At 70.3% G+C, this 14,407-nt stretch carries 15 protein-coding genes; 8 read left to right on the top strand and 7 right to left on the bottom strand.

Going from position 1 to position 14,407, the window contains the following annotated elements:
* The first annotated feature begins 5 nt into the window (after positions 1-5).
* The 7 genes from cyoC (at position 6) to BM140_RS17100 (ending at position 6,037) form a co-directional block, all read left to right on the top strand.
* Entirely contained in the window at positions 6-653 is a 648-nt protein-coding gene (cyoC, locus tag BM140_RS17130; RefSeq protein WP_091949055.1) for a cytochrome o ubiquinol oxidase subunit III, read from the top strand.
* Positions 650-1,051, top strand: coding sequence for a cytochrome o ubiquinol oxidase subunit IV (cyoD, locus tag BM140_RS17125; protein ID WP_091949052.1), 402 nt, complete (start codon positions 650-652; stop codon positions 1,049-1,051). The genes cyoC and cyoD overlap by 4 nt, the downstream gene beginning before the upstream one ends.
* A gap of 10 nt (positions 1,052-1,061) precedes the next feature.
* Positions 1,062-1,778: an SURF1 family protein gene (locus BM140_RS17120; protein ID WP_091949048.1), complete on the top strand. Its 717-nt coding sequence runs from the start codon at positions 1,062-1,064 to the stop codon at positions 1,776-1,778.
* 282 nt (positions 1,779-2,060) lie between these two features.
* On the top strand, positions 2,061-2,468 hold the full coding sequence (locus BM140_RS17115) for a hypothetical protein (RefSeq protein ID WP_244535470.1): 408 nt from the start codon (positions 2,061-2,063) through the stop codon (positions 2,466-2,468).
* A 188-nt stretch (positions 2,469-2,656) separates the two neighbouring features.
* Complete coding sequence (locus BM140_RS17110; protein ID WP_091949045.1) at positions 2,657-3,382, top strand: TVP38/TMEM64 family protein; 726 nt, start codon at positions 2,657-2,659, stop codon at positions 3,380-3,382.
* Complete coding sequence (locus tag BM140_RS17105; RefSeq protein WP_091949041.1) at positions 3,379-4,905, top strand: phospholipase D-like domain-containing protein; 1,527 nt, start codon at positions 3,379-3,381, stop codon at positions 4,903-4,905. Before BM140_RS17110 ends, BM140_RS17105 begins: the two co-directional genes overlap by 4 nt.
* 214 nt (positions 4,906-5,119) lie before the next feature.
* The gene (locus BM140_RS17100; RefSeq protein ID WP_091949036.1) at positions 5,120-6,037 is read left to right on the top strand and encodes a sulfite exporter TauE/SafE family protein; all 918 of its coding nucleotides are present in this window, start codon (positions 5,120-5,122) and stop codon (positions 6,035-6,037) included.
* A gap of 10 nt (positions 6,038-6,047) precedes the next feature.
* On the opposite strand, the gene BM140_RS17095 is transcribed toward BM140_RS17100, so the two are convergent.
* From BM140_RS17095 to BM140_RS17075, 5 genes are all read right to left on the bottom strand, one after another.
* Positions 6,048-7,172: a carboxylate-amine ligase gene (locus tag BM140_RS17095; RefSeq protein WP_091949034.1), complete on the bottom strand. Its 1,125-nt coding sequence runs from the start codon at positions 7,170-7,172 to the stop codon at positions 6,048-6,050.
* A gap of 163 nt (positions 7,173-7,335) precedes the next feature.
* The gene (locus BM140_RS17090) at positions 7,336-7,746 is read right to left on the bottom strand and encodes a dihydrofolate reductase (RefSeq protein WP_091949030.1); all 411 of its coding nucleotides are present in this window, start codon (positions 7,744-7,746) and stop codon (positions 7,336-7,338) included.
* A 70-nt stretch (positions 7,747-7,816) separates the two neighbouring features.
* Positions 7,817-8,560 carry an SDR family NAD(P)-dependent oxidoreductase gene (locus tag BM140_RS17085; RefSeq protein ID WP_091949028.1) on the bottom strand — a complete coding sequence of 248 codons (744 nt, stop codon included), beginning with the start codon at positions 8,558-8,560 and terminating at the stop codon, positions 7,817-7,819.
* A 5-nt stretch (positions 8,561-8,565) separates the two neighbouring features.
* Positions 8,566-10,041, bottom strand: coding sequence for an amidophosphoribosyltransferase (gene purF, locus BM140_RS17080; protein WP_091949025.1), 1,476 nt, complete (start codon positions 10,039-10,041; stop codon positions 8,566-8,568).
* A gap of 152 nt (positions 10,042-10,193) precedes the next feature.
* On the bottom strand, positions 10,194-10,787 hold the full coding sequence (locus BM140_RS17075) for a CvpA family protein (RefSeq protein ID WP_091949021.1): 594 nt from the start codon (positions 10,785-10,787) through the stop codon (positions 10,194-10,196).
* 151 nt (positions 10,788-10,938) lie between these two features.
* Here BM140_RS17075 and BM140_RS17070 point away from each other — a divergent pair, with 151 nt between their 5' ends.
* Entirely contained in the window at positions 10,939-11,622 is a 684-nt protein-coding gene (locus tag BM140_RS17070; protein WP_091949018.1) for a queuosine precursor transporter, read from the top strand.
* Between the two features lie 124 nt (positions 11,623-11,746).
* Here the strand turns inward: BM140_RS17070 and radA are convergent, their stop codons facing one another.
* Both radA and alr read right to left on the bottom strand, forming a co-directional pair.
* A complete protein-coding gene (radA, locus tag BM140_RS17065) occupies positions 11,747-13,177 on the bottom strand; it encodes a DNA repair protein RadA (protein WP_091949014.1) in 1,431 nt (476 codons plus the stop codon).
* Positions 13,178-13,232: 55 nt separating this feature from the next.
* A complete protein-coding gene (gene alr / locus BM140_RS17060; RefSeq protein ID WP_091949010.1) occupies positions 13,233-14,399 on the bottom strand; it encodes an alanine racemase in 1,167 nt (388 codons plus the stop codon).
* Positions 14,400-14,407 lie beyond the last annotated feature (8 nt).

Below are 14,407 nucleotides of genomic sequence, written 5' to 3'. Positions count from 1 at the left end.
TCGAGATGGCGAGCTACGCAACCGACGCGCTGCACCGGGACGGTGTGGCGCAGGCCGACGAGCCGTCCTTCCAGGATCTCGCGGGCGAGCATCACCCGGAAGGGAGCACGATGCTCGGCTTCTGGATCTACCTGATGAGCGACTGCCTCATCTTCACGGTCCTGTTCGCCACCTACGCCGTGCTCGGCCGCAACTACGCGGCCGGGCCCTCGCCGAAGGACCTGTTCGACCTGAGCCTCGTCGCGGTGAACACCGCGATGCTGCTGTTCTCCTCCATCACCTACGGCTTCGCCATGCTGGCGATGGAGCGTGAGGACGTCCAGAAGACCCAACTCTGGCTGGCCGTCACCGGCCTGTTCGGCGCGGCCTTCATCGGCATCGAGCTCTATGAGTTCGCGCACCTGATCCATGAGGGCGCCACGCCCCAGCGCAGCGCCTTCCTGTCCTCGTTCTTCACGCTGGTCGGCACCCACGGCCTGCACGTCACCTTCGGCCTGATCTGGCTCTCCGTGCTGATGCTGCAGGTGCGCCAGCGCGGCCTGATTGTCGAGAACAAGCGCCGGCTGATGTGCCTGTCGATGTTCTGGCACTTCCTCGACGTGATCTGGATCGGCGTCTTCACCTTCGTCTACCTGATGGGAGTGCTGCAATGAGCGGCGCGAGCGGACACGCCGCAAATCACGGCCACGGTCACGACGATCACGGACACGGTGCGGTCCACGGCCACGGCTCGTTCAAGGATTACGTGACCGGCTTCGTCCTGTCGGTGATCCTGACCGCGATCCCGTTCTGGCTGGTGATGGGCGACGTGATCGGCGACAAGCTGATCACCGGCGTGGTCATCCTCGGCTTCGCCGTGGTGCAGATCGTGGTCCACATGGTCTACTTCCTGCACATGAACACGAAGTCGGAGGGCGGCTGGACCTTCCTGGCGCTGATCTTCACCGTCACCATCGTCGTGATCACCCTGTGCGGCTCGATCTGGGTGATGCACCACCTCAACACCAACATGATGCCGATCACCGCCGACGACGCGCGCCACGCGCCGTAGGCCGGATCCGGTGTCGCGGGGGTTCGATGTCCGGCGGGCCGTCCTGGCGCTCGCCGGGCTCGGCCTCGTCGGCGTGTTCCTCGCCCTCGGCACCTGGCAGGTCCAGCGCCGCGCCTGGAAGCTCGACCTGATCGCCCGCGTCGAGGCGCGCCTGCGCGCCGAACCCGTCGCGCCGCCCCCGAGCACCGAATGGGGGCATTTGGACGGACAAGCGATCGAGTATCGTCGGGTCCGCGTCACCGGCCGCTTCGAGCACGATCGGGCGGCCCTGGTGCAGGCCCTCACCGAGCGCGGCGCCGGTTTCTGGGTCCTGACACCCCTGGTGCAGGCCGACGGCACCACGGTCCTGATCAACCGCGGCTTCGTCCCCGGCGACCGCAAGGACCGCTCCGAGCGCGCCGAACCGGCCGGCGAATCCACCGTCACCGGCCTGCTACGCCTCTCGGAACCCGGCGGCGGCTTCCTGCGTCACAACGATCCGGCCGCCGACCGCTGGTATTCCCGCGACGTGTCGGCCCTCGCCGCCGCCCGGACCCTGCGTGACGTCGCGCCCTATTTCATCGACGCCGACGCGACGCCCAATCCCGGCGGCCTCCCGGTCGGCGGCCTCACTGTCGTCGCGTTCCGCAACGACCACCTCGTCTACGCCCTGACGTGGTACGCCCTCGCCCTGATGAGTGGCGGTGCCCTGGTCTACGCTCTGCGCCGGCCGCGCTCCGAGCGCTGACCACGACCTTCTTTGCCGAATTGCGTCTCGATCGTCCCGGCGGTCGAAAACGATCTTTTCCACCAGCGCGCGGAACGGAACGGGTTTCGGGATCGCGCCGGGTTGTTATTCCTAAGGTTGCGTTTACCATGTCGGGGCGCGAAGCGGACACAAGGGGGCGCTCCGCCCGGCCACGAAGAAATCCCCGGGAAATCCCGCAAATCGTTCGCCGGTGGGCGTCGGGGTGGGAAACCGTCGAGGGATCGGGAGTTTAGAACGAAATCCTCATCGAGCGGAGCCGACATGCACGTGCCGCCTGCCCGAGACCTCCTGGCCCCGCAGATGGCGGAGGTTCCCGCGCGGCCGAAGGGGCGCTCCGTCCCGGAGCCGCTGGCGGGGTTGATCGCCGGCATGGACCGGAGCTTGGCGCATCTCGCCGGTGAGAACGGGGGGCGCGACGAGTTGCACGCTTTGCGCAACCACCTCTCCGATCTCTGCGTGCTGACCGAGGAATCGCCGCGCATCCTGCGGGCGGTGGACCGGCTCGTCGCCGCGGGCGACCGTCTCGGCGAGGCCGTCCTCGCCACACGGGGACGCGATTGGCGCGCGCCCCGGCTGGTGAAGGCCAGGGCGGCGCTGTCCGCCCTCGAGCGCAGCCTGGCCGGCGCCCGCCCGAGCCGGATCGCCGTCCGGCTCCAGCGCGACTGGTAAGACCGATCGGCGATGATCCCGACGCATCGCCGATTGCCCCGGCGACTGCGGAGCGTCCGTCGGATGCACGGAACAGGACCATCGGTCCTGTTCCGTGCCGCTTGGTATGAGAGGGCCGGTCGCAAGGCGGCGCGAACGCTGCTAGAGCCGGAAGCGTCCGAACTTTCGCGCCCCGAGCTATCCCCCCGATGGACAATGCCCGAAGCTGGGTCCGCACCAGCGGGGCCCGCACCTGGCTCCTGACCGGCGCCGCCGCGGCCCTGTGCGTCGGCGCCTGGATGCTCCTGCCGGTCGAGGATTGGTTGCGGGGTTTCTCCGCCTGGGCCAACGGCTTCGGCCGCTACGGCCTCCTCGTCTTCGGCCTGCTGTTCTTCCTGGCGACGCTTCTCGTCGTGCCGGGCACGCCGCTGACCATCGCGGGCGCCGTGGCCTATGGCTGGGCGGTGATGCCGGTGGTGCTGGTCTCCGCCACTGTGGGCTCCTGGCTCGCCTTCTTCGCCGCCCGCCACCTGTTCCGCGAGCGGGTGCGGCGGCTCATCGCCCGCAAGCCGAAATGGCGCGCCACCATGGAGGCGGTCGGCGACGGCGGCTGGCGCCTGCTCACCCTGATGCGGTTGAGCCCCTTCGTGCCGTTCAACGCGCAGAACTACGTCCTCGGGGTGACGGATGTCCGCACCGGCGCCTATCTGGTGTCGACGGTGATCGGCATGCTGCCCGGCACGGTGGTCTGCGTCTATCTCGGCGCCATCGGCCGCCGGGCGGGCAGCGACGAGCCGACCCATTGGATCACCCTGGGCCTCGGGCTCGTCGCCACCGTCGTGGCGGTCGAGATCACGCGGCGGCGGGTCAAGGCCAAGCTGGAACAGGCGGAAGGCCGGATGGGCAAGGCGGAGAGGGCCGGCGCGGGCGCATGAGACGCGAGATCGAAGCGGGCGAAGGCGCCCCCGTCCCCGAGGGCTGGCTGCGGCCGGGGCTCACCTGCTGGCGGCGCGAGCGGGCGCATCGCGCCGCCGTGCTCCATGACGGGGCGGCCTATTTCGCCGCCGCCCGCGCCGCTTTGGTCAAGGCGCAGGAGAGCATCACCCTGATCGGCTGGAGCTTCGATCCGCGGGTGCGCCTGTTGCCGTCGGCGGGCGATCCCGACGCCGATCAGACGCTGGCCGATCTGCTGCGCGCCCTCAAGGCGGCGCGCCCCGGCCTGACGATCCGCATCCTGATCTGGGACATGCCCTGGCCGATCTCGGCGGGCAACGACCACACCCCGGAGACCGTGCGCGAGAGCCTCGGCTCCGGCATCGACTTCCGCATCGACGGCACGCTGCCCTACGGCGCCTGCCAGCACCAGAAGATCCTGGTGATCGATGATCGGATCGCCTTCTGCGGCGGAAGCGACTTCGAGGTGAACCGCTGGGACACGCCGGCCCACCGCGACCGCGACCCGCGCCGACGCCTGCCGTCGGGCGAGGACTACCCGCCGCGCCACGACGTGATGATGCTGGTCGACGGCCCCGCGGCCGGCGCGCTCGCCGACCTCGCCCGCGAGCGCTGGCGCCGTGCCACCGGCGAAGTCTTTTCGCCTACCCGCGATACGCCGGTCGACCCCTGGCCCGAGACGGTGACGCCGCTCCTCACCGAGGTCGAGGTCGGGCTCTCGCGTACCGAGCCGGCGGTGTCGGGCCGCGAGGCGGTGTCGGAGAACGCCGCGCTCTACCTCGCGACGATCCGGGCCGCGAAAGAGGTCGTCTATCTGGAGAACCAGTACCTCGCCTCACCCCTGGTGGCCGACGCCCTGCGGGCGCGCTTGGCCCAGCCGGACGGGCCAGAGATCGTGATCGTGCTGTCCGAGCGCAGCCCCAACGGCTTCGACCAGCTGACCATGGACAGCGCCCGCCGTGGCCTGATCAAGGGCCTGCGCCGGGCCGACCGGCACGGGCGCCTGCGGATCGTGGCCCCGCACACGCCCAAGGGCCAGCCGATCCTGATCCATTCCAAGGTCGCGATCATCGATCATCGCTTCCTGCGGATCGGCTCGACCAACCTCAACAACCGCTCCTTCGGCTACGACACCGAATGCGACCTCTCGATCGAGCTTCGCCCGGATGACGCGACCGGCCGCGCCGCGCTCGACCGGGTGCTGCACGCTCTCCTCGGCCACCATGGCGGCTGCCCCTCCGACGCCTTCGCGCAGGCCTATGCCGAGCGCGGCACGCTCCGGGCCGTTCTCGATGATCCCGCGCTGATGCCCTCCCCGCGGCTCTGCCCCCTCGTCCCCTCCCATCGCGGCCCGATCGCCCGTCTGGTCGAGGCCTTCCATCTCGGTGACCCGGCCGGCTCCGACGACGCATGGCGTCCCTGGCGGCGGCGCGGGGTGCTGCGCCGGGCGCGCGCGGCGATCCCCCCGGAAGCGCTGCCAGCGGGAGAGGCGGTCGAGGCGTAGGGGCGGGCCGACCGGCCCCCTCCCCCGTCGGCTCCGAAGGGAGCTTTTTTCGCGGCATCGGAGCGTTCGCGCGGCGATCCGAAAAATCATCTCCACGCCCCTTTATGCGGAGATGATCCGTCTCCTTATCCCGAAATCATTGGGACACCGCTCCCTTGTTCGGGCGTTGGCGACCTATAGCTTCCCGGTTCCTCTGGAACGGGCAGTGTTTTCGATGGCAGGATCGTCCCCGGTCGTGACCGCACGGCTGACGAAATGGGCCGACCCGCGGGTCGTGGCCGCGGTGGCGCTGGCGGTGCTCGCCGTGCTGTCGCTCGCCCTCGTCCTGGTTCGGCTCGTGCCGGCGGAGGACGGACGAGCGGCGCTGCAGGCGCTGGCCCAGGGCCTTTCGAGCCACGGCTTCTGGAGTGCCGCCGCCGTCGGGCTGGCGGCCCAGACCGTCGATGGCGCGCTCGGCATGGCCTACGGCATCACCTCGACCACCTTCCTGCTCTCGACCGGCGTGCCGCCCGCCGCCGCCTCGGCCTCGGTCCACGTCGCCGAAATCTTCACCACGGCCTTCTCCGGCGCCTCGCACTGGCGGCTCGGCAACGTCAACGGCGCGCTGTTCCGCCGCCTGCTGATTCCCGGCGTGATCGGCGCGGTGGCGGGCGCCACGCTGCTCACCTCCATCGACGGCGACACGATCAAGCCGTTCGTCTCGGTCTACCTGCTCGGCATGGGCCTCTACGTTCTGGCCAAGGCCTTCCGAAAGATCCACCCGCGCCGGGAGCCGCCGAGGGCGGTGGTGCCGCTGGCGCTGACCGGCGGCTTCGTCGATGCCGTCGGCGGGGGCGGCTGGGGCCCGGTGGTGACGACCTCGCTGGTCGGCAGCGGGCAGGAGCCGCGCACCGCCATCGGCTCGGTCAACGCCGCGGAGTTCTTCGTGGCGCTGGCCGGCGGCCTGTCGCTGACGCTGCTCGGCGGGCTCACCCACTGGACCACCATCGCCGGCCTCGTCGTCGGCGGCCTGTTCGCCGCCCCCATCGCCGCTGGGCTGGTGCGCGTGCTGCCGGCCCGCGTGCTGATGGCGGTGGTGGGCGTGCTGATTGCCTCGCTCAGCGGCTACAGCCTCGCGAAGCTGCTGATGTGAGACGAGCGGGCTAACCGGCCCGCGTCGTCTCCGCCAGCCAGTCCACCACCGCGTCGAGCGCCTGACGGTTGCTGGTGTCGCCGCCCCGCGCCGCCTCGAAGGCGGCGATCTGGCGCTCGGCGCTGGTGCCTTCCCGGACGATCCGCCGGGCGTCGGCGATTTCCGCCTCGCAGCCGAGCGCGGCGGCATCCTCGGCGATCAGTGAGAGCAGCGTGTCGAGGGATTGATCGAAGGAAAAAGCCTCCTCCGAGGCCTCGTCTATCAGTTCGGCCTCGGTGCCGCTGCGCTGCGCCCGCCACAGGTTTTCCGCCGCGATCGCCCGCGAAACGCCGGTGAGGCCCGCGTTGATGTCCGGGCGCCGCTCGACCAGCCGCACGAGGCAGCGGAACAGGGCGGCGATGACGAGGGCGTCGGACAGCCGCGTGCAGGAATCGGCGATGCGCAGTTCCAGCGTCGGGAACTTGATCGACGGGCGCAGGGACCACCACAGGAAGCTCGCATCCTGGATCGAGCCGGCCTTGGTCATGATGCGGACGTAGCGCTCGTAAGATCCGGCATCGCCCATCAGCTCCGGCAGGCCGGTGCGGGGGAGTTCGCCGAAGGCGCTCAGGCGATAGGCCGAGAGCCCCGTCGGCTTGCCCTGCCAGAACGGCGAGGAGGCCGAGAGCGCGAACAGGAGCGGCTGGAACGGCAGCAGCCGGTCCATCAGCCCGACGCGGGCGTCCGGGTCCTTCACCTCGACATGGACATGCATGCCGCAGATCAGGCTGCGCCGCCCGGCCAAGCCGACGTCGCGCAGGATGCCGCGGTAGCGGTCGCCCTTGGTCGGCAGCTGGCGCGCCCAGTCGGCGATCGGATGGGTGCCGGCGGCGAAGACCAGAAGCCCGTGCTCGGCCCCGATCTCGGCGAGTTGCCGACGCTGCTTCGAGAGCGCCGCGTGGGCCTCGGGAAACTCGGTCGAAGGTGGGGTACAGACCTCCACCTGGCATTGCAGCAACTCGCGCCCGATCTCCGGCAGCCGCTCGCCCGCCTCGACATGGAACGGCTTGACCGAGCGCCGCGGCGTGCCCCGCGTCTCCGCATCGGCGAGGAAATACTCCTCCTCGATCCCGAACCGGTACGCGTGAGCGCTCATCCTGGGTTTCCTCGCAACGGCTCGGCTTTAGCGCATCGTCTTGGATGTCGGATCCAGGATGATGCCCTAGGTTCTTGTGCGGCATCGTTTTTTTTCGAAAGCCGGAAACCACCTTTCGGGACGATGCTCTAGGCAAGCCGTTTTCCGTCCGCGGGTTCCCCGTTCAAGGTGTGCGCAGCGCCCCGCCCACCAGCCACGCCGGATCGAACCAGCGATCCGCCTCGCCGTCATAGGGCAGCCGCGTCACGTCCCAGTGCTGGATGTACTTGGCATAGACGTTCCACACCGCGATCCCGCCGCCGACGAAGATGCGCCGGCCCGGATAGCGCTTCAGGACCTCTTCCGGATCCTCGTGCGAGCGGATCACGTCGATGGTGCGGTCCTTGAAGGCGAACTCGGGCACCGACGCCACGGTCTTCGGGCCGGCGATCAGCACGTGGCCCATGGTCAGCGCGAAGAACCGCGTCACGTCCTCCACGAACAGCGGATCGGTGTTGCCCTCCCAGGGCAATTGCCCGTTGAGGCCGAGCTGGCCCCGCTGGCCGATGGCGCAGATGCAGCGGACGTCGATCATGGAAGAACCCTAAAAGAAACAGAACGGGCTCTGCCCGAATCCCGCCGGGGCCTGAGGCCCCGGACCCCCGTTATTCGGGGGCGCGGAAGCTGAGAACCCGGTCGCTTGGGAAATCGTAGAGGCGGCCGGTCTCGTTCCATGAGGGTGCGGCGAGGCGCACGAAATGCGGCGCCAGCTCCTCCGGCGTGCGCAGGGTCTCCGGATCCTCGCCCGGCATGGCCGAGCGGCGCATCGCCGTGCGAAGGGGGCCCGGATTGAGCAGCATCGCGCGGATCGGGCTCGTCTCGGTTTCGGAGGCGTAGGTGCGCACCATCGCCTCCAGCGCCGCCTTGGTCACCGCGTAGGGTCCCCAATAGGCCCGCGCCTTGTGTGCCGCGCCCGACGAAACGAAGATGGCGCGGCCGGCATCGGAGCGGCGCAGCAGCGGATCGAGCGAGCGCAAGAGCCGCCAGTTGGCCGTCACGTTCACGTCGAGGGTCTGTTGCCACACCTTGGGGGTGATGTGGGCGAGCGGCATCAGCGCGCCGAGCACGCCCGCATTGCCGATGAGGATGTCGAGCCGACCGAAGCGCTCGTTGAGCGCCGCGCCGAGCCGGTCGATCGCGTCGAAATCCGTGAGGTTCAACGGCACCAGCGTCGCGGAGGAGCCCGCGGCCTGGATCGCGTCGTCGAGTTCCTCCAACGCGCCCTGCGTGCGGGCGACCGCTACGACATGCGCCCCGGCCTCGGCGAGCGCCAGGGCCGCCGCCCGGCCGATGCCGCGCGAGGCGCCGGTGACGACCGCGATGCGGTCGGCGAGAACCTTCTCGGCCATCTCGCTCAATCCGCCTCGGCCAGCATCGCCAGCCGCTTCGGCCCGGCGATGGCGAGGTCGGTCAGTTCGGTCGGGTACTGCCCGGTGAAGCAATGGTCGGTGTATTGCGGGCAGGCCTCGTCGCGGGCCTCCTCGCCCATCGCCCGGTACAGGCCGGGGATCGACAGGAAGGCGAGCGAATCCGCGCCGATGTATTGCCGCATGCCTTCGAGATCGTGCGTGGCGGCGAGCAGCTTCTCCCGCTCCGGCGTGTCGATCCCGTAGAAGTCCGGATAGGTGATCGGCGGTGAGGCGATGCGGAAATGCACCTCGCGGGCGCCGGCATCGCGCATCATCTTGACGATCTTCACCGAGGTGGTGCCGCGCACGAGGCTGTCGTCGACGAGGACGATGCGCTTGCCCTCGATCGCCGCGCGGTTGGCCGAGTGCTTCATCCGCACGCCGAGCTCGCGCACGGTCTGGGTCGGCTGGATGAAGGTGCGCCCGACATAGTGGTTGCGGATGATGCCCATCTCGAAGGGCAGGCCCGCCTCCTGCGCGAAGCCCAGCGCCGCGGGCACGCCGGAATCCGGCACCGGCACGACGATGTCGGCCTCAGGCGCCGCCTCGCGGGCGAGTTCCCGGCCGATGCTCTTGCGCACCCCGTAGACGCTCTTGCCGTTCACCACCGAGTCGGGGCGGGCGAAATAGATGTACTCGAAGATGCACGGGCGCATCGGCCGCTTCTCGGCGAAGCGGATCGACTCGATGCCCTCCTCCGAGATCACGATGAGCTCGCCGTTCTCCACGTCGCGGATGAAGCGGGCGCCGATGATGTCGAGCGCGCAGGTCTCGGAGGTGAGGATGTAGCGTCCGTCGAGTTCGCCGAGCACGAGGGGGCGGATGCCCATCGGGTCGCGAGCGCCGATCAGCTTCTTGTTGGTCAGCGCGACGATGGCGTAGGCGCCCTCGATCCGCTGGAGCGCGTCGATGAAGCGCTCGACGATGCGGGGCTTTCGCGAGCGCGCGGCGAGATGCAGGATCACCTCGGTGTCGGAGGTCGACTGCGTGATGGCGCCGTCCTGCACCAGCTCCCGGCGGATCGACAGCGCGTTGGTCAGGTTGCCGTTATGCGCGACCGCCAGCCCGCCGCCGGCGAGTTCGGCGAAGAGCGGCTGGACGTTGCGCAGGATGGTGCCGCCGGTGGTCGAGTAGCGCACGTGGCCGATGGCCGAGCGGCCGGCGAGGCGCTCGATCGTGCCGCGGTCGGAGAAGTTGTCGCCGACGAGGCCCTGGCGGCGCTCGGAATGGAACACGCCGTCGTCGTAGGAGACGATGCCGGCGGCTTCCTGGCCGCGGTGCTGAAGCGCGTGCAGCCCCAGAGCCACGATGGCGGAGGCGTCGTCGTATCCGTAGATGCCGAAGACGCCGCATTCCTCGCGAAGCGTATCGCCGTCGATGTCCCAATCGTGGGAATCGGCGCTCGCGCTGGCAGCTGACATGTCGCTCTCGAATCCTGGCGGCGCGGGCGGCTGGCGCGGCCCCGCATCCGGCACGGCGGGAACGGTCGGGACCGAGCCCTCAAGGCCCGGGACCGTCGTGAAACCGTTACCTATGCGGGGATCGCACCGCAACCAAGAGCAATTCCAGCATATCAGCGTTTCGGCGCGGGCGCCGCATCGCTGCGACGCTGGGCGGGCAGGTCGGTCTCGGGCGGGGGCTCCTCGGCCGGCGCGTCCTTGGGCTTGCGCAGCTGCTTCAGGAAGCCTTCCGGATTGTCGGGCAACTGCGCCACCAGCGCCTCGCCGGAGCTCTCCAGCAGCGGCTTGCTCTTCGCCTGGGCGGCCCAGTCCGGCACCTTGCCCTGCACGAGCCAGGCCAGGAACACCCAGCCGATCACGCAGATCAGGAAGCCGCGGCCGGCGCCGAACACGAAGCCCAGCGAGCGGTCGACCGCGCCGATGCGCGAATCGAGCACGAGGTCGGACAGCTTCACGGTGATCAGCGAGACGACGATCAGGGTGGCGAGGAAGATCGCGCCGATGGAGGCGACCAGGGCCACGGTGTCGCTGGAGACATGCTGCTTGACGGTGGGCAGCAGCATCGGATGCAATGACCACGCGAGGGCGGCCGCCGCCACCCAAGCGATGATGGCAAGCACCTCGCGGGTCACGCCGCGCACGGCGGCCAGCAATGCGGACACCAGCACGATACCGAGCACCACGAGGTCGAGGACGGAGAACGGCATCGCTGGTTACGCTGGTCCGGGGCGGGAGACGGTTGACGGGCCGCGGCGGTTCACCCGGACCGCGCGCCCTCAGTCGTTTGGACCGATATACCCCGGCCGAACTCGGCCGTCACCTTCGCGCCGCGCCCCGCGCGGCGGGAGCCTCTGAGGCGTGGTCGCTCCGGTGCCCGCTCCCCGCTACCTCGTGCCGATCGCCGGCTTGTTCAGCGGCGTGTTGATCGTCTCGCTGATCCTGTCGGGCAAGATCGCGGAGGTCGGCGGCGTCACCTTCACGGCCGCCGTGATCGTGTTTCCGCTCTCCTATCTGTTCGGCGACGTGCTGACCGAGGTCTACGGCTATGCGAGCGCCCGCAAGGTGGTCTGGGCGGGCTTTGCCGTGCAGCTCGTCTGGATCGTCAGCTACTGGATCGCCGCGGCCCTGCCGCCGGCCCCGTTCTGGACGCACCAGCAGGCCTTCGAGACCGTGCTCGGCGCGACCCCGCGCATCGCGGTGGCCGGCATGGGCGCCTACCTCGTCGGCGAGTTCCTGAACGCCTACGTGCTGGCCCGCCTCAAGCTGGCGCTGGGCGGGCGCTTCGTTGGGTTCCGCCTCATCGCCTCGACGGTGGTGGGGCAGGCGGTCGATTCCGCCCTGTTCCTGACTCTGGCCTTCGCCGGCACGCTGCCGGCCTCCGAGCTGGTGCGGCTCGGCGTCTCGGTCTGGTTGCTGAAGGTCGGATGGGAGGTGCTGGCCCTGCCGCTCAGCCTGCCGCTGATCGCGTGGCTCAAGCGGGCGGAGGGCGTGGACGCCTACGACCGGGGGACGGACTTCAACCCGTTCAGCTTGAGGGGTTGAGGGCGCCTCATACCCAGCGGCACGGAACCGGACCGATGGTCCCGTTCCGTGCGTCCGGCGGACGCCCGCCGCCCCGCCGTCGCGGGGGCAATCGGCGATGCGTCAGGATCATCGCGGGTTGGGATCACATCTCTTCTTCGTAGCGCACGGCCTTCGGGCGCCCGCCGCCGCGGCGCGGCGCCCCCGAGGCGATGCCGGCGACGAGGTCGGCGATGTGGCGAAGCGCATCCGTCGGCAGCGCCCGGTCGCCCGCCTCGCCGCGCCCCTGCGGCGTCACCGCCTTGCCGAAGCCGAGCTTCAGCGCCTCCTTCAGCCGGGCCGGCGCCTGGGAGACCGGTCGCACCGCCCCCGACAGGCCGAGTTCGCCGAAGAAAACCGAGTCGGACGGCAACGCCGCCCCCGACAGCGACGAGACGAGGGCGGCGGCCACCGCGAGGTCGGCCGCGGGCTCGGAGATGCGCAGGCCGCCCGCGACGTTGAGATAGACGTCGTGCCCGCCGAGGCGGATGCCGCCATGGGCTTCCAGCACGGCGAGCACCATCGACAGGCGGTTGGGGTCCCACCCCACCACCGCGCGGCGCGGCATGCCGAGCGAGGAGGGGGCGACCAGCGCCTGGATTTCGACGAGCAGCGGCCGCGTGCCCTCCATCCCGGCGAAGACCGCGGTGCCCGGCGCGGCGTGGTCGCGGCCCGCCAGGAACAGGGCGGAGGGGTTGGGGACCTCGGCGAGCCCCGCATCGGTCATTTCGAACACGCCGATCTCGTCGGTCGGCCCGAAGCGGTTCTTCACCGCGCGCAAAATCCGGAAGTGGTGGCCCTGGTCGCCCTCGAACGAGGCGACCGCATCGACCATGTGCTCGACCACGCGGGGGCCGGCGATCTGTCCGTCCTTGGTGACGTGGCCGACGAGGATCACCGCCGTGCCCGTCGTCTTGGCGAAGCGGATCAGGGCCTGGGCCGAGCTTCGCACCTGCGTGACCGTGCCGGGGGCCGATTCCACCGTCTCGGTCCACATGGTCTGGATCGAGTCGATGATGGTGAGCGCGGGCGGGTGCCCCTGCGACAGCGTCTCGACGATGTCCTCGACATTGGTCTGCGCCGCGAGCTCCACCGGGTACTTCGCGAGCCCCAGCCGCTCGGCCCGCAGGCGCACCTGCCCCACCGCCTCCTCGCCGGAAATGTAGGCGACGCGCTCCCCGCTTTTCGCCATCGCGGCGGAGGCCTGCATCAGCAGGGTCGACTTGCCGATGCCGGGATCGCCGCCGAGCAGGATCACCGAACCGCGCACGAAGCCGCCGCCGGTGACGCGATCCAGCTCGTTGATGCCGGAGGCCGTGCGCGGCGCCTCCTTGGCCTCGCCGGTCAGCCCTTCGAGGGGAAACACCCGGCCGCGCGCCCGCGACGGACGGGTCGCGGCGGGCCCGGATTGCGGGCCGGCGGAGGCGACCTCCTCCTGGATCGTGTTCCAGCCGTTGCAGGCCTCGCAGCGCCCGCGCCAGCGATTGTAGACCGCCCCGCAGGACTGGCAGACGAAGGTCTGTTGGATCTTGGCCATGGAGAAGGGCACCGAAGCCGCTTCGCGGCGCCTCAGGACGAGGATGGGAGGGGCGTCACTCTACATGGTGTCGAACATAACGAGAACCCAGCCCGGTCAGGATCTCGTAGCCGATCGTGCCCGCGGCCTGCCCCACGGTGTCGATGTCGAGGCCGTCGCCGATCAGCGTCGCGGTGCCGCCGCGGCGGGCGGCGGGCGCATCGGTGACGTCGAGGATGATGAGATCCATCGAGATCAATCCGAGGATCGGGCAGGACACGCCGCCGACCAGCGCGTGGCCCCGCCCGCTCGCCGCGCGGGGATAGCCGTCGGCATAGCCCAGCGACAGGGTGGCGAGGCGGCGGGGGCCGGGGGCGGTCCAGCGGGCGTTGTAGCCGCAGGTGGCGCCGGCCTCGACGGTGCGGATCTGGAGTATCGTCGCCTCCAGCCGCACCACCGGCCGCATCGGGTTGGGTTTTCCAGGCTCAGGATTGCCGCCGAACAGGGAATAGCCCGGCCGCAGCAGGTCGTGGCGCGTGGCGTCGGCCAGCCAAGTGCCCGACGAATTGGCGAGGGAGGCGCGCGCGTTCGGGAACGCCGCGCGAACGCGCGAAAAATCGGCGGCCTGCCGGGCGTTGAGCGGGTCGGCGGGGAGTTCGGCGCTGACCAGATGGCTCATCACGAGGTCGATGCCGGCCTTTTCGACCACCGGATCGCCCGCGAGCCCCAGCGCCGCGGGCACCGACAGCCCGAGCCGGTTCATGCCGGTATCGACATGGAGCGCCGCCGGACGGCGCCCATCCGAGAGGGCGGCCCATTCGGCGAGTTCGTCCCGATCCCCCAGGACGGGGCGCAGCCCATGCGCGGCGAAGACCGCGCCCGCGCCGGGCGGCAGCCCGTTGAGCACGTAGATCGCCGCCTCCGGCAGCAGCCTTCGCGCCGCGATCCCTTCGGACAGATGCGCGACGAAGAAGCTGCGGCAGCCGGCCCGCGCCAGCGCCGGCGCCACCCTTGAGAGGCCGCAGCCATAGGCGTCGGCCTTCACCACGGCGCCGCACTCGGCCTGGGGGGCTTGAGCGCCGAGGGCACGCCAGTTCGCCACGAGCGCCGCGAGATCGACCGTCAGGCGGGCGCCGTGGCCGGCTCGGATCGCGTCGTGGGCGCTGTCTTGAGGCGCGGTATCCTGAGGCGCGATGTCGGGCTCCTTCGATATCCTCGGCGTCGGCGGGGCCGGGTCGTTCATCCGGATAC

The organism is Methylorubrum salsuginis (assembly GCF_900114375.1).
GTDB lineage: Bacteria > Pseudomonadota > Alphaproteobacteria > Rhizobiales > Beijerinckiaceae > Methylobacterium > Methylobacterium salsuginis.
This window is presented reverse-complemented; position numbering and strand designations above follow the sequence as displayed.